The sequence below is a fragment of the Mesorhizobium qingshengii genome (assembly GCF_027563465.1).
GTDB classification, from domain to species: domain Bacteria; phylum Pseudomonadota; class Alphaproteobacteria; order Rhizobiales; family Rhizobiaceae; genus Mesorhizobium; species Mesorhizobium qingshengii_A.
Genome location: NZ_JAPFQA010000032.1, coordinates 1 through 23,527 on the forward strand (window position 1 = coordinate 1; position 23,527 = coordinate 23,527).

At 60.0% G+C, this 23,527-nt stretch carries 22 protein-coding genes and 1 pseudogene; 13 read left to right on the plus strand and 10 right to left on the minus strand.

The features are described 5' to 3' along the window. The first annotated feature begins 150 nt into the window (after nt 1–150). From OOJ09_RS30910 to OOJ09_RS30920, 3 genes are all read left to right on the plus strand, one after another. Nucleotides 151–507 carry a hypothetical protein gene (locus OOJ09_RS30910; protein ID WP_269908844.1) on the plus strand — a complete coding sequence of 119 codons (357 nt, stop codon included), beginning with the start codon at nt 151–153 and terminating at the stop codon, nt 505–507. A 77-nt stretch (nt 508–584) separates the two neighbouring features. Further along, a complete protein-coding gene (locus OOJ09_RS30915) occupies nt 585–848 on the plus strand; it encodes a hypothetical protein (RefSeq protein ID WP_269908845.1) in 264 nt (87 codons plus the stop codon). 301 nt (nt 849–1,149) lie between these two features. After that, nucleotides 1,150–2,208 (plus strand): alpha-hydroxy acid oxidase, encoded by a 1,059-nt coding sequence (locus OOJ09_RS30920; RefSeq protein WP_269908846.1) that lies wholly within the window; start codon nt 1,150–1,152, stop codon nt 2,206–2,208. A 645-nt stretch (nt 2,209–2,853) separates the two neighbouring features. On the opposite strand, the pseudogene OOJ09_RS30925 reads toward OOJ09_RS30920, so the two are convergent. From OOJ09_RS30925 to OOJ09_RS30945, 5 genes and pseudogenes are all read right to left on the minus strand, one after another. Then, nucleotides 2,854–2,998: pseudogene (locus OOJ09_RS30925) on the minus strand (integrase); the annotation flags it as partial. A gap of 122 nt (nt 2,999–3,120) precedes the next feature. After that, nucleotides 3,121–4,128, minus strand: coding sequence for an HD-GYP domain-containing protein (locus tag OOJ09_RS30930; RefSeq protein WP_269908847.1), 1,008 nt, complete (start codon nt 4,126–4,128; stop codon nt 3,121–3,123). A 1,545-nt stretch (nt 4,129–5,673) separates the two neighbouring features. After that, the gene (locus OOJ09_RS30935; RefSeq protein ID WP_269908848.1) at nt 5,674–5,922 is read right to left on the minus strand and encodes a hypothetical protein; all 249 of its coding nucleotides are present in this window, start codon (nt 5,920–5,922) and stop codon (nt 5,674–5,676) included. A gap of 8 nt (nt 5,923–5,930) precedes the next feature. Further along, complete coding sequence (locus OOJ09_RS30940; RefSeq protein ID WP_269908849.1) at nt 5,931–6,227, minus strand: hypothetical protein; 297 nt, start codon at nt 6,225–6,227, stop codon at nt 5,931–5,933. Nucleotides 6,228–6,921: 694 nt separating this feature from the next. Next, nucleotides 6,922–7,125: a CsbD family protein gene (locus OOJ09_RS30945; RefSeq protein WP_269908850.1), complete on the minus strand. Its 204-nt coding sequence runs from the start codon at nt 7,123–7,125 to the stop codon at nt 6,922–6,924. A gap of 283 nt (nt 7,126–7,408) precedes the next feature. On the opposite strand from OOJ09_RS30945, the gene OOJ09_RS30950 reads away from it, so the two are divergent. The 4 genes from OOJ09_RS30950 to OOJ09_RS30965 all read left to right on the plus strand — a co-directional run bounded on the left by OOJ09_RS30950 (nt 7,409) and on the right by OOJ09_RS30965 (nt 11,203). Beyond that, nucleotides 7,409–8,809 carry a phospholipase D family protein gene (locus OOJ09_RS30950; RefSeq protein ID WP_269908851.1) on the plus strand — a complete coding sequence of 467 codons (1,401 nt, stop codon included), beginning with the start codon at nt 7,409–7,411 and terminating at the stop codon, nt 8,807–8,809. A 132-nt stretch (nt 8,810–8,941) separates the two neighbouring features. Beyond that, nucleotides 8,942–9,316 carry a DUF2147 domain-containing protein gene (locus OOJ09_RS30955; protein WP_269908852.1) on the plus strand — a complete coding sequence of 125 codons (375 nt, stop codon included), beginning with the start codon at nt 8,942–8,944 and terminating at the stop codon, nt 9,314–9,316. Nucleotides 9,317–9,329: 13 nt separating this feature from the next. Beyond that, nucleotides 9,330–10,796, plus strand: coding sequence for a cryptochrome/photolyase family protein (locus tag OOJ09_RS30960; protein WP_269908853.1), 1,467 nt, complete (start codon nt 9,330–9,332; stop codon nt 10,794–10,796). Next, nucleotides 10,793–11,203, plus strand: coding sequence for a DUF2177 family protein (locus tag OOJ09_RS30965; protein WP_269908854.1), 411 nt, complete (start codon nt 10,793–10,795; stop codon nt 11,201–11,203). The genes OOJ09_RS30960 and OOJ09_RS30965 overlap by 4 nt, the downstream gene beginning before the upstream one ends. On the opposite strand, the gene OOJ09_RS30970 is transcribed toward OOJ09_RS30965, so the two are convergent. The 5 genes from OOJ09_RS30970 to OOJ09_RS30990 are packed head-to-tail and all read right to left on the minus strand — an operon-like array spanning nt 11,175 to nt 14,947. After that, nucleotides 11,175–11,774 (minus strand): hypothetical protein, encoded by a 600-nt coding sequence (locus tag OOJ09_RS30970; protein WP_269908855.1) that lies wholly within the window; start codon nt 11,772–11,774, stop codon nt 11,175–11,177. The genes OOJ09_RS30965 and OOJ09_RS30970 overlap by 29 nt on opposite strands. A 4-nt stretch (nt 11,775–11,778) precedes the next feature. After that, nucleotides 11,779–12,807, minus strand: a complete 1,029-nt coding sequence (locus tag OOJ09_RS30975; RefSeq protein WP_269908865.1) for an SAM-dependent methyltransferase — start codon at nt 12,805–12,807, stop codon at nt 11,779–11,781. A gap of 2 nt (nt 12,808–12,809) precedes the next feature. Beyond that, nucleotides 12,810–13,634 (minus strand): DUF1295 domain-containing protein, encoded by an 825-nt coding sequence (locus OOJ09_RS30980; protein WP_269908856.1) that lies wholly within the window; start codon nt 13,632–13,634, stop codon nt 12,810–12,812. A 9-nt stretch (nt 13,635–13,643) separates the two neighbouring features. After that, entirely contained in the window at nt 13,644–14,294 is a 651-nt protein-coding gene (locus OOJ09_RS30985) for a ChrR family anti-sigma-E factor (RefSeq protein ID WP_269908857.1), read from the minus strand. Beyond that, a complete protein-coding gene (locus OOJ09_RS30990; protein WP_269908858.1) occupies nt 14,291–14,947 on the minus strand; it encodes a sigma-70 family RNA polymerase sigma factor in 657 nt (218 codons plus the stop codon). The genes OOJ09_RS30985 and OOJ09_RS30990 overlap by 4 nt, the downstream gene beginning before the upstream one ends. 136 nt (nt 14,948–15,083) lie before the next feature. Between OOJ09_RS30990 and OOJ09_RS30995 the strand changes: the two genes are divergently transcribed. The 6 genes from OOJ09_RS30995 (at nt 15,084) to OOJ09_RS31025 (ending at nt 23,363) form a co-directional block, all read left to right on the plus strand. Then, nucleotides 15,084–16,442, plus strand: a complete 1,359-nt coding sequence (locus OOJ09_RS30995) for an NAD(P)/FAD-dependent oxidoreductase (protein WP_269908859.1) — start codon at nt 15,084–15,086, stop codon at nt 16,440–16,442. Beyond that, nucleotides 16,442–17,248: a DUF1365 domain-containing protein gene (locus OOJ09_RS31000; protein WP_269908860.1), complete on the plus strand. Its 807-nt coding sequence runs from the start codon at nt 16,442–16,444 to the stop codon at nt 17,246–17,248. The genes OOJ09_RS30995 and OOJ09_RS31000 overlap by 1 nt, the downstream gene beginning before the upstream one ends. Before the next feature lie 1,064 nt (nt 17,249–18,312). After that, complete coding sequence (locus OOJ09_RS31005; protein ID WP_269908861.1) at nt 18,313–18,624, plus strand: YMGG-like glycine zipper-containing protein; 312 nt, start codon at nt 18,313–18,315, stop codon at nt 18,622–18,624. A gap of 184 nt (nt 18,625–18,808) precedes the next feature. After that, nucleotides 18,809–19,429, plus strand: coding sequence for a methyltransferase domain-containing protein (locus OOJ09_RS31010; RefSeq protein WP_269908862.1), 621 nt, complete (start codon nt 18,809–18,811; stop codon nt 19,427–19,429). 974 nt (nt 19,430–20,403) lie between these two features. Further along, nucleotides 20,404–21,279 (plus strand): protein-L-isoaspartate O-methyltransferase family protein, encoded by an 876-nt coding sequence (locus OOJ09_RS31020; RefSeq protein WP_269908863.1) that lies wholly within the window; start codon nt 20,404–20,406, stop codon nt 21,277–21,279. Nucleotides 21,280–22,076: 797 nt separating this feature from the next. Further along, on the plus strand, nt 22,077–23,363 hold the full coding sequence (locus tag OOJ09_RS31025) for a sensor histidine kinase (RefSeq protein ID WP_269908864.1): 1,287 nt from the start codon (nt 22,077–22,079) through the stop codon (nt 23,361–23,363). Nucleotides 23,364–23,527: the final 164 nt, after the last annotated feature.

Genomic DNA, 23,527 nt, shown 5'->3' on the forward strand with positions numbered 1-23,527 from the left:
GCGAAGGAGCGCATTTGCGTCAGACCAGATCGACATTCAAACGGTTTGGTTGCCGTTCGGTTTTCGCGGCCTGTTAGCGCGATTGCGCAAGCGATGAAAGAGGCGAAGGGCTAGGCGTTCACGGACCAGACTTGGCCGTTGGCGTTCTGAATGATTTTGATGACGGGCTTCTTCGCGAATGTTGCGACGGGAATGGTGAGCGCTCAAGATGTCTTCTTGAAGATCAGGGCGAAGCCTCTCCGCACAAGGTCTCGATTCGATTTCGCCCTAAATAACGCTCACGGCGCCGTCAGCCGTTCGCGCCGCTGCTGGTCGATCTCGCTCGGCAGTTCGCTCACCTCCCTGGGACTGGCCAATTTGCGGCCTGCATATTTTCACTCGATCAGAATTGCATTTCCGCACACTCCGTCGGAAGCCGGCAACAACATGCAGCGCAGTTCAAGGTCGATGTCGTTCCGGGCTTTTAGCGAATTGGCGGTGGACTTCTCATTCCCGACCCCAACCTGAAGAGATGGATTCCCACGGATCCGAAGAGGCACGTCGAGTTGTGGTCTGCGTCCGACAGGGCTCACCATGGCTCTCTGGTGCCACTGATCAAGATGCTGAAGTGCTTGAAGCGCGCGAAGGGAGATCTCTTCCGCTCCTTTCATCTCTGGGTTCTAGTGCGCCATGTTCTGAAGGACGTAACCATCACCGACGATCCGAGCGGCGCTCGATGGGTATTCGACAAGATGAGGGACAAGGTCTGGACGAAGATTGCCGATCCCGCAGGCTACAGCGACGACGTCGCTTCCTATCTCGCTAAGTCCGAAGCCGACAGGATGATCGCCGCTCGACCAGGCATATAGGCTGGCCCTTAGTGCTGAAAACGACTCGAACCAAGGATATGCAAAGCTGGCGATCAACGAATGGCGGTCGATCTTTGCTGACTATTTCCCTCATACGGATGAGGCGACGCCACGGCTGCGGAACGTCGGCTTGTCGCGAAAAAACGGGAAGCCGACGGTCCGTTCGCGGCTCAAAGTCGCCGCCGAGTCATCGGCGATCGTTGCTCGGCGTGCCGGACAGCCGCCTTGCGGCCATCGACGATATGCGCGAATGTTTTCTCTGGATTGGCCGATTTCTTTGAGACGTTAACCGGAATGGTCCATGCCGCTTGACATCGAAACCCGGTTTCTCTGCCTGGCGGATCTTGAACCTGCGGCGCGAGAGCTATTGCCGCACGCTGTTTACGAGTTCATTGCCGCCGGTGCTGGCGAAGAAATCACCAAGCGCGATAATGAAGCCGCATTCGATCGCATCAGGTTAAGGCCGCGCGTGCTGCGCGATGTGACAAGACTTGATACCGGGATCACGCTCTTCGGGCGAAGTCTGCCGCATCCGATCATCCTGGCCCCAATAGCTTATCAGCGGCTGGCGCATCCGGATGGCGAGGTGGCCGCGGCCCGCGGCGCCGGAGCGGCGGAAGCGGTGTTCACTCTGGGTACCACGGCGACGGCGGCTATCGAAGATTGCGTGGCGGTGAGCCAGTCTCCAGTATGGTTCCTGCTCTATTGGCAAAGCGATCGCAGTTTCAATGGTGAACTGGTATCGCGCATGGCGGCACTGGGCGCAAAGGCGATCAGCGTGACGGTCGACATGCCAACGCCAGGTGATCGCCACAGGCAGTTCCGCGCAGGATTCAAAGTTCCCGACAGCCTCGCAACGCCATACTTCAAGGACCGGAACACCGGCGTGCTCAAAGTTGGCAGTGCGCAGCAGCGGGCCATGCCGACCTGGGCTGATATTGTCTGGCTGCGTTCCCTGACAACGCTGCCGCTCATCCTGAAAGGCATCCTTGATCCTGACGATGCCGAACAGGCGATTGGGACCGGTGCTGATGCTATCATCGTTTCAAACCACGGTTCGCGTAACCTCGACACGCTGCCGGCGACCATCGACGCCCTGCCCGCCATCGCCGAGCGGGTAGCCGGGCGGATTCCCATCCTCCTTGACGGCGGCGTGAGGCGTGGCACAGACGTTTTGAAGGCGATTGCGCTGGGGGCAAGCGCAGTCATGATTGGCCGCCCCTATGTCTACGCCCTGGCAACGGACGGTGCCGAGGGCGTAGCCCATTGTGTCAACCTGCTTCGCCGAGACTTAGAGGCGGCAATGGCGTTGACAGGCCGGGCGCGCATCGGCGAGATCGACCGGTCGGTAATCTGGTGAAGTCCAGACCTGTTCCTTGAAGACTTCAGCATGAACTCTGGACTTCACCTCCGTCCTCGCCGTTTGTCCAGCCGAGCGCCGACTGGGCGCAATAGCCACGCTTGAGTTCGCCGCGAGCGGCAGCTTACTGCCTGCCACCGCGTTTCTCGTCTGGCTAATCAAGGCCGAGGAGAACTTACATGGGTCACTCTCAATACGATGATGCCAGTCGCGAGCCCGCAGCTTGGAACGCCGGCAAGGAGGCTGGAACGAAGCGGCCACTCACGCAGAAGCAGATCTGGGCCGTTCGCTTTTTCTCGACCTCGAGAGACGCGTTCGAGACCGTGCATTGTCCGATCTTGCAATCGACAGCAAGCTTCGCGGCTGCGGCCTGGTAAAGATCAGAATTCGCGACCTTGTTGCCGGACTAGAGATCAGGACTCGTGCGCTCGTCGTTCAGCAGAAGACGGGCGCCCGGTCCAGTTCGAGATCACCAGCGACGTCAGGGCCAGTCTTGTGGTTTGGCTTGAGAGGCGTATGAGGCACGATCGAGGACTATGCCTTCCCGAGCCGGATCGATCACGCGCATCACATGAGCACGAGGCGGTATGCCCGCCTGGTCGACGAATGGGTGACGGCGCGATGGATTGGGTGACCGCCTCAATGTCAGATTTCGGTTCGCTCGGCCAGGAGCAGCGCGTCCTTACGTCGACGCCGAGATATCGATCTTGGAGTGACCGAGCAGGATCTGAATGGTGCGGAGATTTCCTGTCGCCCTGTAGATCGTCGAGGCCTCTGAGCGCGATTTCGACGATCTCAAGGCCTGCATGCAGGCATGTGATGCCGCGACAAGCTACGCGATCTGAACGTGAAGCGTTCAGTATCGAGGTGTGACAATTTGGCGGGGGGCTCAAACCACGCGCGAAAACTGAATTAGAAGTTGTTTAAGTCCGCCTGAGCAATGCCCCCCATCTCATCGGTGATTTGCAGGGTTTGAGCTGGTCCGCTCGGCCACCTTAGACCCATGCAATCAAAGAACTGTTTTAAGAGCGCTCGATCGAAATGACCGCTCCACGTCCCCATCATCTCCGCGGCAGCCTCCGGAGTGAAGCCCTTCTTGTATGGCCGAATAGACGTCAAGGCATCGAAAACATCGCAAATCGCGACAATCCGTGCCGCGGCACCGACCTGGCCGTCTTTTAGGCCATCCGGGTAGCCGGACCCGTCCAGCTTTTCGTGATGATGAAGGCAGATTTTTCCCACGATTTCCGGTAGACCCTCCGTCCTCGCCAGCATGGCATATCCCTCACGCGGATGGGTCTGCATGACTGCCATCTCATCAGCCGTGAGCCTGTCGGTCTTGGTCAGAATGGCAGTCGGGATGCGAATCTTTCCGATGTCGTGCAGAAGACTGCCAACGGACAGTATCCGCACCACATTACTGTCAAGCTTGAGATGTCGCGCGAATAAGCCGACAAGGGCACAGACTGCTACTGAATGTTGAAAGCTGATCTCGTCCTTTGTCTTGAGCTTGGTCAGGTTCAAGACGCTTGCCGGGCGAGTGTACAGGAGCTGGTCGACGACATCGACAACCGCCTCCACTTGCTGCCGGTCAATGCATATTGATGAGGCCGCGTTGCTGAAGATCGAGCGGACCATCCCGGTCGCCTTCGTCAACGCCGCCCCAGTGTTGGCGGGCGTTGAGCTCTCATTGGGTTTTGGTGGCTCGGCCTTCGAACTGGTCGGCCCGATCCCCTTCGAAAGATCGATGACAAGCGTCGTTACCGAACTTTGGCGAAGCGCCTGCAGCTCGGCCGGGCTGGATAGTTTGAACTGGCTGTCTGCAAATGGGCTGCGTAGCCATTGCTTGCCGAACCCATGAATAAACATGCCGAGACGGGCATCATTCTTGTCGATCTGAAGAAGCGTGGAATTCGTCATGCAGTGCTCGCTTGGTTTGCCCTTCACTCGAAATCGTCGGAGCGACCAAATGCTTGGCCGATACAAACGCCTAATTTGCGGGCATCACTGGGGCGCCTACTTCAAGGCATAGCGCATACCTACCCGGAAATTACTCTCTCACGCCTCTCAACCCTCGTCGCCATTTAACGTTACGGCATGTTTGTAAACTTTCTTTACTCTATTGAGCAGGCCACAAGATATTCCCGCAGTCATCCCGGTACCATACGAGAACGCTCGGTTCGACTTCGGCCCCGGCTCTGCCGATTGGCCTGACAGGACAAATAGCGAGTTTCGGGTGCTGACCGCAGCGTGCAGAACGTCCGGCAACGGGTCGGCTGCAGAACGGCATGTTGGCCCAAGGGCAGCCAAAAGCGGCCAGTCCGGAGAGCAGCCCGGGCAGCTGACCGTGGGCTGACTGAGAATCCCGGCTGGACCGTCATTTGCACGCCGCCCCGCTGCGGAAGTGATCGGAACAGATGCCGAAGATTTATATGCTGGATCGCGCTTTGGGAAAAGAAAGAGTGAACTGGGTCGATATCCCCCGCGCAGCGATGGTCGCTTAGGACTTTGCCTCACGAGTAAAATGCGGTGGTCCGCGGCAATGAGAGCTGAGTTCTTCCCCTCTCAAGAGACAAAGCATCCCACCGGCGGGTCTTTTGCCGGCACACCCGGCGCCGCCTTGGCAGCCGTAGGAAAAAGGGCGCACAAAGCGGAGGCGATGAAATGTTCTTGAGACGGACGAATCCATTTCATCGCCGGAGCAAGTTCGTGACCTCGAGACCGTTTAACCGGCGCCGAAGGTGCGTCAGCATGGCGAAGCCGCAGGCGGGACGCGGGGCTACCGCCGCCGGCGAGGGATGCCATTTGAGGGCTGCTGGTTCGCCAGGGCACAGGGTTGAACATCGCGATCCTGACTAACGCTCGGGCCCATGCGCCACCGTGGCGCGTGCCGGAAGTGATCCGAATGTGGCGGCTCCGGCCTGCGGGCATGTGTGACGGTTTATGGCAGCACACCGCCCTGGCCGGCCGACAGTCCAACTGACGACGGGATGGTGTCACTTCCCCCTAGGTGCCGTGATCGACTACCTCATGTTGTGGCGGGAACGTCCGCTTCGCTGAAAGGGGTTATCCACATCGTGCCCTCGATGTTCTTCGCCGACGCCTATGGGGCGCCTTTTCTGCCGCCCTGAAGCGACCGGTCGACAAGCCTGTCCTCGTGGCCGGGCGGAGCAACCAGGCGCAGACCACGAAGGCCCGCAGGGGCAGTGAAACCGCGACTGGAAGCCGACCTCTGTCCAACAGAACGGGCTTGGCGGAACATTAGCCGTCTCTGAAAGTTTGTGCCAGGCAGCGGGCGATGCCCTCTATTGCCTGCTGAAGATCGGGGTTCCGATCGGCCCGCGCTTTCTGCCAGAGCGCGGGCTTTCAAACTGCCCAAGGAGGAGTTGACAGCGTCCAACACCAGCTCTTCGCCGGCCAGACGGAAAAGGCCGGCCGCGTCTTCAGACATAGCTGAGTCTTACGTCATGTGGCGGGTGTTGGCCTTGCCTTGCGTGCCGGAAAGGCGAGCACGTTACTGCCGCGCTTGCGGTTCTCGATGTCCCGATAGAGATGAATTAGCATCACCATCTCGGCACTGCCGGCTGTCGATTTTGATGGCAGGGAGGCCAAGAGATCCTCGAGTTGAGCGTCGTCCATCGTTGCGAGATGTGCTTGAATGGATTTGATGCAGTTGCCCAGCTCGGCCAGCAATTCGGCGGCGTTGTTTTGCATGTTTTTCATTACTGCCGGATTGATTTTGCCGGCATTGCAATGTCAGTCTGTATCCCTAGGGCGTCCGCTGCCCAGTCCCGCATCTCAACGGGAGCATCACCGGATTTCAATATTGACACCGCCAGCGCAGCTATATCAGCGGGCAGTCTTGGCTTGGCAGTCATTGACGTGAAATAACCGGCCATGATGGCGCAAACTATCGAAATTATCGGTGGGCCAAACCGTATTGTCGTCAGCGCTATTGTGCGCCAGCGCTCGGATGAACCGGTTTTTGGAAGTTCATCCACATCAACAAGGTCCGTCATTCCACTTCGCCCCCGCGTCGACAGAACGTCAGCAGTATGGTTGCCTACATTAGTTAAAATGCGGATAAAAGATTATTGACGTTCCCATGGGTAGGATGACGAACAAGGTCCAGAGCGCGTCGTCTACGCGTGGATGTATGCCCGTTCGGACTTCATGAGGTCTTCTGGCTGCCGCAACTCTGAAGATCGAGACGGAGCATGCACTGCGGTTGGTTGCAGCTACTGCTGCTGGTGAGTCGACGAGCCAGCCATGAGGCTTGCGAAGGGCGTTGCGTCTCGCAAGGGTTCAAAAGGTTGGCACACCGCAAATTTCGTGCCGGCATAGCTGGCTAAGCCCAGCCCCACATTCGCATAGCCAAGGATTCCGTTGTTGGAACAGCGGTCTCTTCACTCGCTGCATACCGTGGTCGACTACGCCGAAATTCCGTCAATATTCTCCACTCAGCCGGCGACATAATCGATGAAACAAGGGCGAGCTTTGAAGGTCGCGCGCGCCCCGGATGAGGAGAAGCGCCAAAACCAAAATGACTAATGCGAATACGAGCCCGACAACCAACGCCATTTCGAATTTCTCACTTGGACATTTGCAGCGGTCTTGGCCGGAAGGACGTCAGACAAAACGCGATCTGCCACGAGTTTCGTCTGACGTTTGGCTCAGAATGGCGCTGTCACATTGCCGAGTTCCGGGTGGGCCTTACCACCCCTGCCGGCCATACCAGTCATCGATATCCCGACGCGCTCGATCCTTTTCGATGCCGTAGCGTTCCTGGATCTTGCCTTCGAGCTGTTCGCGTTTGCCGGCGATCCGGTCAAGGTCATCGTCAGTGAGTTTGCCCCACTGTTCCTTGACCTTGCCCTTGACCTGCTTCCAGTTTCCTTCGACGCGGTTCCAGTCCATGGCGTATCGCCTCCTTGGTTTTACACAAGGCGAAACGTCGTCCGGCGATGGAGGTTCCAGGGAGGGTTTTCTGTTCACCTAACGCGCTCCGGCGCCGAGGAAGGCTGGCGCCAGTCCGTTCGGAAGCACGGCGACCGCAACCTAACAGCGGCCTGCCGACGCCGATGATGTGATCGCGGACAAGAGCCGAACAGCTCCCGATGCAACCAGATTAGCGCTGGTTGGTTCTTGATATGATTTTAAGCAAGCGGCGCCTCGGTCGCCCTCCGAAAGTGGCAACTTCATGGATATATCCATCGCGCAAACGACGGCCGAGAAAATCAAAACGGGCAAGAGTGGCCTGCTGCTCATCTCGGACAATTATGATGCCTTCGCGGCGCGCGTTTTGGCGGCAAGAAGCGCAATCCGCTCTCTTGACCTCATGTATTACCTTTGGCACGACGACCATACCGGGCGCTTGCTCCTTCAGGAAGTTCTCCGGGCCGCCCAGCGCGGGGTGCACGTACGGATGCTCCTCGATGACGTCAATCCGCGCAAAAGCGATTCCGCGTATCTGGCTTTGAGCAATCATCCAAACATTGAGCTCAAGCTTTTCAACCCGAGCGGCATCAGAGCACGCGGCATCATGCGCGGCGTGGAAGTTCTCTTGCGCCTTTTTGCATTGACGCGAAGGATGCACAACAAGGCGTGGATTGCCGACGACAACATCGCCATCGTCGGCGGGCGTAACGTTGGTGATGCCTATTTTGATGCCGCGGAGACCAATTTCCGCGACCTCGACTTGCTTCTCCTCGGTCCCGCCGTGCAGCAAACGGTCAAAATATTCGAGATTTTTTGGGCGTGCCAGGAAGCCAAGCCAATTGATGAGCTCGGTGCGATCGCGGAAACCACGCATGCCCATTCCTCCGAAGGATGCGATGCGGAAACCGAGTCAAAGCTTTTGAACGGGATCGGTGATCGAGGGTCCATCGCAGAGTTTATCGCGGCGAGCAACGACGTGCACTGGATGGAACGCGTTCGGGTGATTTCCGACCCTCCAGAGAAAGCGCGCGGTTGGAAACGTCGCAGTTGGCTCATGAAGGAGTTGCTTCCCATCATTCAGTCGGCGCGCAATAGTCTGGAAATTATGTCTCCCTATTTCATCCCTGGAAAGAGGGGCTGCGCGATTTTGTCCGACCTCGTTGGCGACGGGGTAGAAGTCGCGGTTTTGACCAACTCCTTGGCCGCAACGGATGTTGCTGCGGTCCATGGCGCCTATGCGAATTATCGCAAGCGGTTGCTCAGAAAGGGCGTCAAACTTTTCGAACTTCAGCCCTTCAGCCGGCAGCCGCCAATATCGGTGTTTGGGTCAAAGGGCGCCAGCCTGCACACCAAAGCTTTCAGTGTCGATGGCAGGACGGGTTTCGTCGGCTCCTTCAATTTTGATCCGCGGTCTGTGTCGTTGAATGCGGAAATGGGCGTGCTTTTTGAGGATGAGACATTGGTCGCTGAACTCCGCCAGCAATTCAAATCGGAGATATCGCCTGAAGCGAGCTATCGGCTCGAACTTAAGAACAACGTCCTGCACTGGCATGGGTGCGATGAAGGCAGGCTGCAAAACTATACGCACGAACCAGAAGCAGGGGTTCTCCGCCGCATCCTGGCGGCCTTGGTCCGTCACCTTCCGATCGAGTCCCAACTCTAGGCAGGAACGCGAATCCCGGGTGCGCGGGCTTATACGCCATTGCGCATGTCTGGCCGCTTTGCGAAGCGCAAGAGTGATCCGTACAGGACGTCACGACGTAGAACGCGGATAATTCATGCGGAGAACCGGCCCATGAAAAGAAAGACCGTATTCGTGGCGTCCATGCTCGTTTGCTCGCACGCGCATGCCGACGCCCTGTCCGATGCCCGTGGCGTTTGGTTGAGGGACGACGGCAATGCCCGCGTCAGAATCGCCCCATGCGGGCAGAAGCTGTGCGCAACCAATTTGTGGATCGGTGACACCAGCAAAGGCGAAGACGTTGGCGACAAACTGATCATGACGCTGAAGCCGAATTCCGACAGCACGTTGAAGGGGACCGCATATGACCCCAAGCGAAAGCTGACCTTTTCGATGACGCTGCGGGTCGCCAGCAAGGGGCTGACGACGCGCGGCTGTGTGGCCGGCGGCTTGGTCTGCAAGAATACCAGCTGGACGCCGGCAAAGTGATCCGGGCGGCATGATGAACGGCAGATCAGGTTCGGCGCCGACGATCGTGCTCTTCAGGCGCGACCTGCGCGTGGGCGATAACGCGGCGCTCGCGGCAGCGGTCGACCTCGGGTCGGTCTTGGCGCTCTACATTCACGATGAGGAGAACGAGAATATCAGGCCGATGGGCGCGGCAAGCCGCTGGTGGCTGCACCATTCACTCGATGCGCTTGGCCAGAAGCTGCAAGCTTCCGGCGCGAGACTTATTTTCACACGGGGCCGAACACGCGATGTGGTCGCCAGGGCCATCGCGGCCAGCGGGGCCAAGCGTGTGCACTGGAACCGCCGCTACGAGCCGGCCGAGGCGGCAGTGGACGCGGCCCTGAAAACCGACCTTCGCGAAGCCGGCCTGATTGCGCAAAGCTTCGATGGCGCGCTGCTCCATGAACCGTCCCTGCTCAAGACAGGCTCGGGCGGCTACTACAAGGTCTACACGCCGTTTTGGAGGGCGCTGAACGGCGGGGTCGATCGACGCGATCCGATCGATGCCCCGAGGTCAATCAAGGGTTGGAACGGCAAGTTTGACGGCCTGTCACTGGACGATCTCGACCTGCTCCCTAAAAAGCCTGACTGGGCGGGCGGACTTGCCTGTCGATGGACCCCTGGCGAAGACGGCGCTCGGCAGAGACTGCAGGCGTTCGAGAAGGACGATCTGCCCGACTACGAACGCCAGCGCGATATTCCCGCCCTTCAGGGTACCTCGCGCCTTTCGCCACATCTGGCGTTCGGCGAGGTCACGCCCTTTCAGATATTCGCCGCGCTGCACCAGTCGGACCAAGCAGGAGCAGCGAAGTTCCGAAAGGAGATCGCCTGGCGGGAATTCTCCTACCATCTCCTGTTCCACAATCGCGACCTGCGCGAGCGCAGCTTCCGTCCTGAATTCGAGGGCTTCTTGTGGCGGCACGACGCACGGGCCCTCGACGCCTGGCAAGACGGGAGGACCGGTTACCCGATCGTCGATGCCGGCATGCGCGAACTTTGGCAGACCGGATGGATGCACAACCGCGTGCGCATGATCGCCGCCTCCTTCCTCATCAAGGATCTCATGCTTGACTGGCGCGACGGCGAGACGTGGTTCTGGGACACCCTGGTAGACGCGGACCCGGCGAACAATCCCGCAAGCTGGCAGTGGGTAGCCGGCTCGGGAGCCGACGCCGCGCCCTACTTCCGTATTTTCAATCCGGTCCTTCAGGGCGAGAAATTCGACCCGCATGGCGACTATGTACGCCGCTACGTGCCCGAAATTGCCGCGCTGCCAGACCGCTACCTCCATCGGCCATGGGATGCCCCCAAGTCCTTGCTGGAAGAAAACCAAATCGAGCTGGGCAGGGGCTATCCGAAACCAATCGTCGATCACGGCGCTGCCCGGGACCGGGCGCTCGCCGCCTACCATTCCGTCAGGGGCAAGGCCGACACCAACGAAAACAGGGAGCCTTCATGACCCGCTATCTCGTCGCTTATGTTTCCAGCCTCCTCATATTCCTGGCTATCGATGCGATCTGGTTGACGACGATGTCGCAGCGCCTCTACCGCCGATATCTCGGCGACATTTTGGTGGAAACATTCAGCCCTGTTCCGGCCGCTCTTTTCTACCTGATCTACGTCGCCGGCATCATCATCTTCGCAACGGCACCCGCCTTTTCGACCGGCAGGTGGACCACGGCTGCCATCTATGGCGCGCTCTACGGGTTTTTCGCCTACGCCACCTACGACCTGACCAACCAGGCAACCATACGCGGCTGGCCCTTTGCAATTACGATCGCTGACATGTTCTGGGGTTCGCTGCTCAGTGCCACGACGGCGGTGCTGGGATTTCTTGTCACCCGCTATTTCCTGCGCGGTGCCTGACGTCGCGCTTTTCCGACGCAGCGACAACGCCGGAGAGCAGAAGGCCGATGAACACGATCAGCGTCGTGGCACTCAACGCATTGAGCCCGACCATCGCGGCATTGTCAGCGGCACTATAGGCAGCCAGCGGCAGACCGTAGAAACGGTCGGGAATGAAGTATACGCCGGCGCCAAACGCTATGACCGCGAGGCCAGCCGCACGCTCGGACGGCCTGAACAAAGCCGCGCCTATCAGTGCGCAAGGAAGGAGAAATATTTCCACGCCCGAGCCTGTCCCGAAGGCTTTGGTGCTGACGATTCCGTTGGCGATACCCGTCATCGGCAGCATGAGGCGCCCAATCATCGGATGACGCCTTGCGACAGCCGGGACCGCCAGGAAGAAAGGGGTCGACAGGAAGGTGAGAAAGGACGGCGCGATCTTGTCCGCGCCAACGACAGCCCAGAGATAGAGCGGATAGAAAGGCTGGTTCCACGCAACGACGATTGCAATCCAGTTGGCGGCAACATTCATCGGATCGTTGTGCGCGGCATAGGCGTTCAAGCAGCGCCACAGGCGCGCGAGGCTTTTCATCGATTTAGCGAGCTGGCCGCAGCAGATAATGGCTGACGCCCCATTCCTCACCGCCCGCATGACCGAACAGGCCCTCGGTCGCAAGATAGAACAACCGCCAGCGCCGCCGCCACAGCCCCGCATCACCGCCGTAAACCTTGCCCAGGATGTGGTCGATCTTCTCGCGGTTGGCATCGAACCGCTCAAGCCAGTGACGCGCGGTCCGCGCGTAGTGTCTGCCGCACCAGCGCCATTCACGCTCGATCGAGAAACAATCAGTGAAGTGGGCCATCAGGCCATGGCTCGGCATGATCCCACCGGTGAAGAAATGTTGCGCAATCCAGTCGGCGTCGCTGCGATGGTCAAAGCGATAGGGGCTATGTCGATGGCTGAAGACATGGACGAACAGCCTGCCTTCGGGTTCGAGCCAGGTCCTGACGCGGGCAAGCAGCTCACGCCAGTTGGACATATGCTCGAACATCTCGACCGACACCACGCGGTCGAAACCTGCATCCGGTACGAACTCATTGATGTCGGCGGTGATCACTTCGATGTTTCGCAGGCCGCGCGATGCCGCCTCGGACTGGATATGCAGGCGCTGCGGCGACGAATTCGATACCGCCACGATGCGTGCGGAGGGAAAGCGCTCCGCCATGAACAGCGTCAGCGAGCCCCAGCCGCAACCCAGTTCAAGAATGGATTGCCCGTCTTGAAGTGCGGCATGCTCGACGGTTTGCGCAAGGGCAGCCGCTTCCGCTTCGGCCAGCGTTTCACCGCCGGTGTCGTAAAGGCAGCAGGAATATTTTCGACGAGGTCCGAGCGTCAGAGCGAAGAAATCGGGCGGCAACTCGTAATGCTGCTCGTTGGCTGCAGAGGTGTGCTCCGCGATGGCGTGGCTTGCCATGTTCTGCGCAAAGCGCATTTCATCCACCGATGGCGCTGTTGCCAGACGCCGTCGCGTCCTGCCAACGAGAGCGTCGATGGCATAACGAGTGGCGGAATCCGGCAGCGGCGCGCGCTCTACGGCGCGAATTGCGGACCCGATCAGGCTCACGTTCATCTCCCCTGGTTGAAGGCGGCGGCCCTTGGCAATCCTGGCCAGAACGCGTTGACGCGCGTCTGGTAGCGAAGAAATTGCTCGCCCCGCGAGCGAAGCATATGGGCCTCCAGCGGCGGAATGCCCGATACATGGACGAGCAGCCAATACATCAGGACAGGCCCCCCTAACGCCGCCCATCCCCACGGATAGACGCCCGAGGTATCGATCGCGATGACCACGTAGGCGAGCCATCCCAGCCACTCAAAGAAGTAGTTGGGATGTCGTGACAGTCCCCAAAGGCCCGCATCGCAGACCTTGTCCCTGTTGGCAGGATCAGCCCGGAAGGCCGTCAGTTGCCAGTCGGCTATCGCCTCTCCACCCACCGCTATCAGCATAAGCACGATACCAGCCCAGTCATTGGAGCGTAGCGCCGGGCCGGGATTGTGGGCAGCCGCCAAGATCGACAGCACGAGCAGGAAGGCGGCTGCGGCTTGGATCTGCAGGAACCAGAACAGCCTGGCGCGGAAGTCGGCGCCCCACTCACGTTTGAGCTGGCTGTAGCGCGGATCGTCCTGGCCGCCGCTGGCGGTCCTCATGGCGATGTGGAAGCCGAGCCTGAGCGACCAGGCAAGCGCAAGACCCGCCACCAGCCACTGTCGTGGCAGCATTTCGTTATCGGCATAAGAGAGCAACGCCGCAATGGCGCCGAAGAGGCCGACGGAAAAAGACCAGATCACATCGATCCATCCTGACCTGCCGCTACGGACCGCCACCAGCCACGCCACCGCCATCGCCACCGACAGGCCGACGGCAATGATCAACAGGGCGAAAACGATGCTCATCAAAGGCGCTCAGCCGCCGATGAAAGGCTGGACCAGCCGTCCGAAGAAGCCTCGAAGCCTCATACGGCCTTCGAGCGCGGCAAGGCATATGCATTCCCCCGTCTCGTCAACGACCGGCTGGTGCTGGATCTCGTCGTCGGCTTCATCCAGGTCTCCGGGCCCGTAACGGCCACGCGCATCGTAAAACGAGCCTTTCAAGACCTGGGTGTATTCGCAGCCGGAATGCGTATGCTCCGGCAGCCTGCGACCCGCGGCTACCTTCAACAGCATGACATTTGCACTGGCATCTTCGGGGATGGTCACGCGGCTCCAGCGCACCCCGGGTCCGATCCAGCGCCACGGGCCGATACCGCACCCGTCCAACGCCTCGGGCAGACGGATGCCGACATCGGCACGCGTCGGCCTTGAGCGCAACGCTGCCTCACCGCTGCTATCGCTATCCGCCTCGATCCTCGCCACCAGGCGGTCCAGGGCGTCCTCGCCCATCTCTTCCGGCTCGATTCCACTCAGCAGGGCGCCGCCCACTGCTTCGAACTCGGAAATCCGCGCGGCGCAAGCCGTGCAGCCGCCGACATGCACGCCCACGACGATGCGCGGTCCGCTCTCCAGCGAGCCGCTTGCGAAGCGGAACAACGTCTCGTCGCTCGGATGATGCTTCATTTGAGGTCGTCCAGGATGAGGCGCAGACGGCCGAGGGCCAGCCGAACGCGCGATTTTACAGTGCCGAGCGGGATACCGAGCTCGCCCGCTATCTCCGATTGGGGTTTGTCGCCGAAGAAGGATAGCCGCAGGATCTGGGCTTGTTCGCTGGATAACATCGCGATCGCCGAACGCACGCGCTCTTCGCGCTCTGCGGTCATGACCGCCGCTTCCCCCGAAACCGGACCATCCACCTCATCTGAAGGATCGAAGGCCCTGGCTACAGTCGCGGGGCGGCTTTCCCGGCGCAGCCGGTCGATCCGCACGTTGCGCGCGATCGTGAATATCCAGGTCGAGACCCCCGCTCGCCGCGGATCAAAGTAGGAGGCCTTCTTCCAGACAAGCAGCATGGTTTCCTGGGCAACGTCCTCGGCCGCCGAAGCCGTCATCCCGGATCGCATCATAAAGGCCTTCAATCGCGGCGCGTAGAAACCGAAGAGCGCGGCGAAAGCCGCGCGATCCCGCCCTTTGGCGACCGCAGAAATCAGGCGTATCGCCTCCTCCGGAGACAGGGTCCCTGCATCCGCGCGCATGGTCATCACCAATCCGATCTTCGTGGAATCGAAGGCCAGCGAAACCGTATCAGCAATGAACCAATTTCCCGATGCATTCATGGACCCTGTTACGCGCGGCCACGACGTTCGGATCACCAACCGTGCGGTAATCCGCCAGGACTGTGATCCACACCGCGCGTAGCCGCGTACAAGTTGAAGTTAGGGGAGGAGCGCCGCCCCTTCCACTCGAAACTGGATGGCGCGCATCATGGCAGGCGGCACGCACTTGGTCACGGATCAGCGCAAGGACATAGCGGTCGTCGGCAGCGGCATCTCCGGACTGTCAGCCGCATGGCTGCTGTCGGAACGCCACAACGTATCCCTGTTCGAGGCAGGTTCCCGCCTCGGTGGCCACAGCAACACAGTCGAGGCCAGCGGCATCCAAGTCGACACCGGGTTCATTGTCTACAATGAAGTTACCTACCCTAATCTGACGGCCCTGTTTGCCCATATTGGCGTGCGCAGCAAGCCTTCCGAGATGTCGTTCGCGGTTTCGCTGGACGGTGGACGCCTGGAGTATTCCGGGACCGGGTTGGGCGGGCTGCTGGCCCAGCCAGGCAATGTCGGACGCCCTCGGTTCTGGCGGATGCTTCGGGAACTGCTCCGGTTCTACCGCGAGGCACCTTACGATATCTCCCGTATCGGCGAGTGCAGCCTCGCCGAATATCTCGATGCCAAGGGCTATGGCGCCGCATTCCGTGAGGACCATCTCTATCCTATGGCGGCGGCGATTTGGTCGACCCCGGCGGCGGAGGTTGGCAACTACCCGGCCGCAGCCTTCATCCGGTTCTGCAAAAATCACGGCTTGCTCAAGCTGGCGGGCCGGCCGATGTGGCGGACCGTCGATGGCGGAAGTCGCAACTATGTGGAGCGCCTGGCCGAGCTCTTCAGCGGGCGGATATTCCTTGGACGTGGCGTCCGGTCCATCACACGGCGCTCGGGAGCGGCATGGCTCACTGATGCCGAGGGCGTCGAGCAACGCTTCGACCAAGTCGTTGTCGCAACCCACGCCAACCAGGCACTGCGCTTGCTGGCCGACGCGAGCCACGAGGAAGAACAACTGCTGGGCAGTTTCGGCTACAGCCGCAATGAGGCCGTGCTGCATTCTGATCCGCGTCTCATGCCGCGCAGAAAACGCGCCTGGTCGAGCTGGAACTACCTGGCCGAGACGCAAGGTGAAACCCGCAAGTTGTCCGTGACGTACTGGATGAACAGGCTACAGTCGCTGCCGGACCGACAGCCGTTGTTTGTGACGCTCAACCCTGCCGTGGAGCCTGAGGCCCGGACTGTGAGACATCGCGAAATCTACGAGCATCCGGCATTCGACGCAGCCGCAATGCGCGCGCAGCGGGCGCTTTGGTCACTGCAAGGGGTCCGCAACACTTGGTTCTGCGGTGCCTATTTTGGCGCCGGCTTCCACGAGGACGGGCTGCAGTCCGGCCTTGCCGTAGCCGAGGCGCTGGGGGGGGTGCGCCGCCCTTGGGACGTGCCGGATGAATCGGGCCGGATCCACATTTCGACCGCAGTCAAGCGGCCCCACCTCGTGGCTGCCTGATGCCGGAATCAGCTCTCTACGCAGGCAAGGTCATGCACCAGCGGCTGAAGCCGCGTCGGCACAGGCTGTCCTATCGCATGTTCCTCTTGCTGCTCGACCTCGACGAGATCGACGCTCTTGCCGCGACGCTGCGGTTCTTCTCGCGCAACCGGTTCAATTTTTTTGGCTTCGTTGACCGTGACTACGGTGACCATTCAGATGGATCGCTTCGTGCCTATGTCGAACGGCAGTTAAAGGTTTCCGGGATCGAGGCGGATGGTGGGCCGATCCGGCTCTTGTCGATGCCGAGGATGCTCGGATATGCCTTCAATCCGCTGAGCGTCTATTTCTGCCACCGTCGGCAGGGCGATCTCTGCGCTATCCTTTACGAAGTCAGCAACACTTTTGGCCAGCGTCACAGCTACCTGATCCCCGTCGATGACAGCGGACGGGAGGGTCTGATCGAGCAGCACTGCGACAAACACTTCTATGTGTCGCCGTTCATCGCCATGGGCATGCGCTATGGCTTCCGGGTCCGTCAGCCGGGCGATAAAGTGTCGATTCAAATCACCGCGCGCGACGACGAGGGACCGCTTATAGTCGCCAGCTTCGCGGGCAAGCGGCGACCGCTTTCTGACGCCACGCTGGCGCGCGCATTTCTGGGCTATCCCTTGCTGACGTTGAAGGTCATCGCCGGCATCCATTGGGAGGCCCTGCTCCTCTGGCTCAAGGGGATAAGGCTATACAGCCGCCCAGTCCCGCCGCGCGAGCCGGTGACTCATGTTTTTGAGGAACGGCATTGCGAGAGGGAAATTGAGCCATCATAGCCGACTCGAGCGGTTCAACATTTGATTGAATGGCTGATCCGCTCTAACTCATTGTTTTACGCAATTCCGGGCGCAAAGCCGTTACTCACTTTTGTTTGAATTGCTATGGTTGGCTTCTCGCCGCGCGCTCTCGAGGCAGCAGCCCCCCACGTCTCATTGAATATTCGCTGCGCCAAGCCGGCCCGGGGCAGAAGGCGACCAGAGCGTCTCCCCATCAAGTTGGGAGCGCCGTGAACCGCATCTCCCAAGCGCAATCTAAAAGTGCGTATGAGAGACGCCCGATTTATTCCCGATGAAGCGTTCGCGGTAGGTTGCCAGCAAAGATGGCCGACGCCGGTTTGGAGCGGGTGGGCTTTGGGAAGACGCCAGCCGGGTCGATCTGCCTCGGATTCTCTTGGCTTTGTCGACGCTGCTGAATCAACAATGCCCAAGGCGCCGACATACAACGCCGAAGGCGGCTCGGTCTCTAATCCAAAATTGAGATCCGCCGATCAAAGTTCAGTCGGTCGCCCGTCCATCCGGGCCGTGCGGAAAGGAATACCTGGCCGAGGTTTCGAACCTTGGCGGCGAAAGGTGCCAGGCTCGACATTCCACGTTGATTCTTGGACGATCGATACGAACAATATCAAACGAATTTGCGGCTTGGCGAAGCAGCCGGCCCCAACCTTCGTCAGGAACGCGATCAGCCGAACGGTTTGCGGCCGATCGCTCGCGCGTGACCTCGAACGCTAAGTCCGACGCAGCAAGTTTTCGATCTCGGTCAAATGCGCCAAGCACACGATAGCCGTCCTCCAGGCTGACGATGTAGCCGGGGAATACCGACTCTTCAGGTCGACTGCAGGCACAAGAGGCTCGGCGGGCGTTACTGCGGGCCCGCCAGGACCGGACAGCGACATGTGCACCGAGGCGATCGAGACCCGAAACTCTGCCTGGAGGATGTATCACCATCAACGCCCGATAAACCATGACTCACTTCGTGAGGAAGAGCGCCGCTGTTCCGCCGCAATGCAATCGCACTTGGCTGGGCATCGGCCCCGCGCGGCCCCAAAGGGAGGTTCTTCCAGATGATCATCAAGATTTTGGCCGTCCTCATGACCGCGGCCCTTGCAGGCTGCGAGACCCAGACCGAAGGCCAGCAGCGTGCCACCACCGGCGCGCTGATCGGCGGCGCCGGCGGCGCGCTTGTTGGCCAGGCCATCGGCGGCAACACCAAGAGCACGGTTGTCGGCGCGGCCAGCGGAGCGCTACTCGGCGCCGTCGTCGGCTCGGCCACCACCCCGCAACGCCGTGGCCAACAGCTCTGCCGCTACCAGGACCGCTATGGCCGCATCTATACCGCGCCTTGCGACGACCGCTATTACAACGGCAATTACTAGGCAGAAGCGACACATCGTCCCTTTCTCCCATCGCGGGAGAAGGGGACGTAGCAGGATGGCGGCACCAGTCACGGCTCCGTTGCAAGGCAGCAGGCGCCGACGCAAAGCCTCGCAACGATGTCATCTCTTTGCGCATTTCACGATGCTATAAGGATGACACTGGTGGGCCTTGCAGGAGGTCGATGTGACGACGACAAGCCTTGCCGGCACCCTGAAAAGCCGCGGCAAACAGGTGGCCAAACGCCTGCTTGGCTATGATTCCCGCAACTGGCTGCGCATCCGCCAGATCGAGGCGTTCACCGTCTTTCTCGAAGCGGCCAACCGCAAGGCCTCCGACGTCATCGAGATCTCGCCCGGCTGGAACCGCACCTGGCGGGCGATGTGCCCGAACTACCGCTGCGTCGAGTTCCCCGCCTTCGACATCTGCAAGGACCGCACCGAGGAACAATATTCGATCGTCATCGCTGACCAGGTCCTGGAACATGTCCAGCGGCCACTGGCCGCAGTGCAAAACATCCACGCCATGACCAGAACCGGTGGCTGGGCGATGGTGGCGACACCCTTCCTGTTTCGCGTGCATGCCAGGCCGCACGATTACTACAGATGGACGCCCGCCGGCCTGAAGCAGCTGATGGTCGAGGGCGGCTTTACCGAAGCCAACGTCAAGGTCCACGGCTGGGGCAACAAGGCTTGCGCCAGGGCCCACATTGGCGGCCCGGTGCGCGCCTACGGCCTGTGGCGCGACTTGAGCAACGACGAGGAGTATCCCCTGATGGTCTGGGCATTCGCCCGTAAGGCGGGGTGATCAGGCCGGGGTGCGGATTCCGCTCCTGACCCACAGGCGAGGTCGTCGGCACCAGTGACGGGCAAGGCGACGAACTGGGACCGCGCCGCATCAAGGGTCAAGAACAATGCATCCATCGCGCTGAAGATCACTGAGGCCTGATCGGGCCTAGGCATCGCGCCCCTCGGCTTATGCGTGGCGAGCTATGAAAACATGTTGGCACCCCGACGCGGCCCGCATCCGGCGTAAAGGCGGACCCGGGGGACACGGGTCCGCCTTTGCTTGCCGAGCTGCTTCGGGGGGAAGACGGGTTTTCGGCAAACAATCCGATAGCAAGATCAGCGTGCGTTGAATGTGCTGGGCCTCGGAAGATTGGATAGTGAGCGCGTCTCGCCTTGCATTCAATTCGCCCGATAGGCGTAATCCGATAGAGGGGGGGCGCCATCCCCCAGGCCAACGTATCTGCTGGCTCTGGCCTCCTAGCGACATTAGACACGTCAACGCCTCCAAGCGGCTTCTTTTTGCCGTGGAAGCATCATGCCCTTTGCCTGAGCAACCCGCTCACCGAGGCCGGCCCCGTGGCCCGGCGCCTTGGGGACCGTGGCGGTCTTTATGCAGAGAAGACGGCTGAGCTGGATCCTGTTGGGATCGAAATTCTGGGGATCAACGGTTTGAACCTGGAACAGCAGGTCATTGAAGGGGGTATCGCGGCATGGCCCCTCTTGAACCTGGCGGCGCGCGTCGAGTGGAGATGAGCCGTCCCAACGCTCAAAGCTCACGGCAGGAATGGCGCCAACCTTACGATTTTGTATGGTGCCGGCAATATCGCCTCAAACCATCCTATGTCATATACCTTGGAACTGTCGCGACGATGTCCATGCTCGTCTAAGGGTAGGCGACGCGAAATCCCGTGTCAGGACATCCAATGCTGGAAGTGGGGGATAGGGCTGCGGCATTTTGTTCGGTGGTCCGCCGCGCCAGGAAGGTCAAACGCCATGGCGCTCAGCCGGCGCGAATTGATGCTTTGCGGTGCCGGAGGGCTGGTCTGCGCCGGCTTCTCGACCGGCGTCGTCGCCAAGGTCCCTGCGCCCTTGTCCACAGCCGGCGGCCCTCCGCTAACAAGCAAGGCCGACTATATCGAGTGGATGCAGAAGAGCCGTGGTGAGACGGCCAATTTCCTGGGGCAGCGCTGGGACCGTTTGGAACAACTGATCGCCCACAAGGACGTCTGGGACGATCGCAACAAGCGCGCCTATCTTCTCACCCCGCGCGAGCGCTTCGTCACCAAGGCAAACATCAACCGCGCCTATGAATGGCACTATCTCGACATCGGTTATGGCGTAACCATCACCGGCCCGCACACCGTAGCCCGCATGACCAATTCCATAGACGTGCGCCAAGGCGACAAGGTGCTGGAAATCGGCACCGGCTCTGGATACCAGTCCGCCTATCTCGCCTATCTCACCGACCAGGTGTATTCGATCGAGATCATCAAACCACTGGCCGTGCGCACACGTGGCATCTATGACGGGCTCATCGCCGACGGCTACACCGAATACAAGCATATCTCGACCCATACGGGCGATGGCTATTACGGCCTGAAGGAAGAGGCGCCTTTCGACAGGATCATTGTCACCTGCGGCATCGACCACATCCCGCCACCGCTGCTGCAGCAGCTGCAGCCCAACGGCATAATGGTCATCCCAGTCGGACCGCCCGGCGCCCAGCATGTGCTGAAGGTCACCAAGCAGGCCGCAGACGGCAGCTTCACTGTCGCACGTTCGGACATCTATCAGGGAGGCACCTTGTCCTTCGTGCCACTGACCAAGCTCGGCGAGTCAGGCATAGTCGGCACCCACAATGGCAACTAACGATGCGTGCCGGCCAGGCAATAAGTGACAGGATACGACAGCCCCTTCGACAAAGCCCTGCGGCGACCCAAAAGCCCCCATTTGTTAGGTCTGACGAACCTGCATTCATGCCGACAGGCAATAAACAACCCCACTACTATCGACGATGCCGGATATGGCGTGAGCCTAGGCTTGAGAGTTTTCAGGGGGGATGGCCGTGCATTACCATTGGGTAAGCATAGGCTCTCAGACCCGCAGGTGCTCGGCGTCGTGCCCAGGCGAGGGCCTCGCGAACAAGGCTGCGATGGCTACCGATGCGATCACAAGACTCAGCACGATCGCCAGGTAGGTCCATGGAATTGAGAGCGCCTCGGGAGGAGGACTGAAAACGCCGGATTGAATTCAAGTTCCATGCAATGCGCAGGCGTGGAACAGGATTCTATTATCGGTATTATCGATGATCACTTTGCGGTGCGCCGGACTTTTTCAACGGTATCGACCCGAAATCGGTCGCATCCTCACAACACAGCTCGCGCCTGAGGCGCCGGGAAATCTTTGCCAACGACTTTTTTGTGAACCTGTCATGTGCCGTCGTCTATTCTCGATCCGTCGTGGGGCTGAGAGACGAAGGACGCTTCAATGAAATCGCTATCTCTGGCGCTGGCTGCAATGCTCTGGCGACCGCGTGCGAGTCATCAGCTCTCATTACATGATGGCGCGCTCAGTCAAAATCGGGCAGGAATGCCGGGATGCCAGTTTCCAGCCGCAACGTTGTCCGACTCACGTCCACGTCCCTGTTCATAGGATTTGCGGCGCTTATGGCTATCGTGGCCACCAACTTTTGGCTGGGGCAGAGAGCTCAATCCTATTTCGACAATGCGATTGAAGCGCGAGACACGCGCATCGCCGCTGTTGAGTTGAGAAATGCGATGCAGACGGCCGAGGCGAGTGAGCGCGGCTTCGTCATCACCGGCAACGAGATCTATCTTGGTCCTTACCAGACCGCCAAGGCTCAGGCGCAGCGTCATCTCAAGACTTTGCAAACCTTGCTCACATCCTATCCCAATTCCGCATCCACGCTGCAACGGCTGTCCGCGATTATAACCACCAAGTTTGATGAGCTTGATCAGACGATAGCTCTCAAGCGAGATCGGCGCGACGCCGAGATACTGGCGATATTCCACACCAATAGAGGCAAGGCTCTAACCGATGAAGCCAACGTGTTCTTTTCCGGGATCATTGGACGAGCGGATGACCGACTGACGTCGGGGGTCGCCGAACAGCGCGCCAACAGCGGATGGCTGCGGCTCGTTTCGGCGATCGGCGGATTTGTTATCGTCGCCGTGGTTGGCGGAGCAGCATATAGTGCCGCTCGTTACACCAGAGAACTCCGCGATACGCGCGACGAGGTCGCTGCGCTAAATAGCGAACTGGAGCAACGTGTCGCCACCCGCACGGAGGACTTGGCGAAGGCGCGCGATCGGGCCGAAGTGCTTTTGTCCGAGGTAAACCACAGGGTCGCCAACAGCCTGGCTCTTGTCTCGTCGCTCGTGAACCTGCAGTCGAAGGCCGTCGGCGATCAGGCTGCAAAAGGGGCACTCGCAGAAACGCAGGATCGCATCTTTGCGATCTCGCTCGTGCACAAGCGACTCTATGGCTCGGCCGACGTTCGCTCGGTTGACTTGGACGCGTATCTGACTGGGCTGCTCGATCACCTGCGCACGTCGATGCGCAGTCAAGTTCACGGTGTGAGCTTGTCTTACGACATCGAGCCAATAGAACTTGAAACGGACACCAGCATCAACCTCGGCGTAGTGGTCACTGAACTGGTCACCAATGCCTTCAAGTACGCCTATCCGGCGGGTGTTGGGGAAATCCGCGTCCGGCTCAGCAGGCTGCCAGGCGAGCAAGCGGAGTTGGTGGTCGAAGACGACGGTGTTGGAAGGGCCGACGGGGTCCCCGCGAAAGGGACGGGCCTTGGTAGTAGAATCATCAATGCCATGTGCATTAGTCTAGGCGCCAAACTCGAGTATCGGCCTCTTGAGCCTGGAACCGCCGCTCATTTGGTTTTTTCGGCGAAACCACGGCGCTCTACCGCCACATAGTAGACCGCGCTATCGCAAGGTGGAAAACTGACTGCGACAGGACTACGAGCGTTGACACGACAATCGGACGGCAGCGCTGGATATCAAGGGGGCCAAACGTGTTTAATCCAAAGAACACCGCCTGCCGATGGCCGATCTTGTCTGCAATAGTCTCACTTTCGATC

Bases quoted from the DNA above. Each gene is read 5' to 3' on its own strand.
- OOJ09_RS30910 (WP_269908844.1), top strand. From the start codon at position 151: ATGATTTTGATGACGGGCTTCTTCGCGAATGTTGCGACGGGAATGGTG.
- OOJ09_RS30920 (WP_269908846.1), top strand. From the start codon at position 1,150: ATGCCGCTTGACATCGAAACCCGGTTTCTCTGCCTGGCGGATCTTGAA.
- OOJ09_RS30930 (WP_269908847.1), bottom strand. From the start codon at position 4,128: ATGACGAATTCCACGCTTCTTCAGATCGACAAGAATGATGCCCGTCTC.
- OOJ09_RS30935 (WP_269908848.1), bottom strand. From the start codon at position 5,922: ATGCAAAACAACGCCGCCGAATTGCTGGCCGAGCTGGGCAACTGCATC.
- OOJ09_RS30940 (WP_269908849.1), bottom strand. From the start codon at position 6,227: ATGACGGACCTTGTTGATGTGGATGAACTTCCAAAAACCGGTTCATCC.
- OOJ09_RS30945 (WP_269908850.1), bottom strand. From the start codon at position 7,125: ATGGACTGGAACCGCGTCGAAGGAAACTGGAAGCAGGTCAAGGGCAAG.
- OOJ09_RS30950 (WP_269908851.1), top strand. From the start codon at position 7,409: ATGGATATATCCATCGCGCAAACGACGGCCGAGAAAATCAAAACGGGC.
- OOJ09_RS30955 (WP_269908852.1), top strand. From the start codon at position 8,942: ATGAAAAGAAAGACCGTATTCGTGGCGTCCATGCTCGTTTGCTCGCAC.
- OOJ09_RS30960 (WP_269908853.1), top strand. From the start codon at position 9,330: ATGAACGGCAGATCAGGTTCGGCGCCGACGATCGTGCTCTTCAGGCGC.
- OOJ09_RS30965 (WP_269908854.1), top strand. From the start codon at position 10,793: ATGACCCGCTATCTCGTCGCTTATGTTTCCAGCCTCCTCATATTCCTG.
- OOJ09_RS30970 (WP_269908855.1), bottom strand. From the start codon at position 11,774: ATGAAAAGCCTCGCGCGCCTGTGGCGCTGCTTGAACGCCTATGCCGCG.
- OOJ09_RS30980 (WP_269908856.1), bottom strand. From the start codon at position 13,634: ATGAGCATCGTTTTCGCCCTGTTGATCATTGCCGTCGGCCTGTCGGTG.
- OOJ09_RS30985 (WP_269908857.1), bottom strand. From the start codon at position 14,294: ATGAAGCATCATCCGAGCGACGAGACGTTGTTCCGCTTCGCAAGCGGC.
- OOJ09_RS30990 (WP_269908858.1), bottom strand. From the start codon at position 14,947: ATGAATGCATCGGGAAATTGGTTCATTGCTGATACGGTTTCGCTGGCC.
- OOJ09_RS30995 (WP_269908859.1), top strand. From the start codon at position 15,084: ATGGCGCGCATCATGGCAGGCGGCACGCACTTGGTCACGGATCAGCGC.
- OOJ09_RS31000 (WP_269908860.1), top strand. From the start codon at position 16,442: ATGCCGGAATCAGCTCTCTACGCAGGCAAGGTCATGCACCAGCGGCTG.
- OOJ09_RS31005 (WP_269908861.1), top strand. From the start codon at position 18,313: ATGATCATCAAGATTTTGGCCGTCCTCATGACCGCGGCCCTTGCAGGC.
- OOJ09_RS31020 (WP_269908863.1), top strand. From the start codon at position 20,404: ATGGCGCTCAGCCGGCGCGAATTGATGCTTTGCGGTGCCGGAGGGCTG.
- OOJ09_RS31025 (WP_269908864.1), top strand. From the start codon at position 22,077: ATGGCTATCGTGGCCACCAACTTTTGGCTGGGGCAGAGAGCTCAATCC.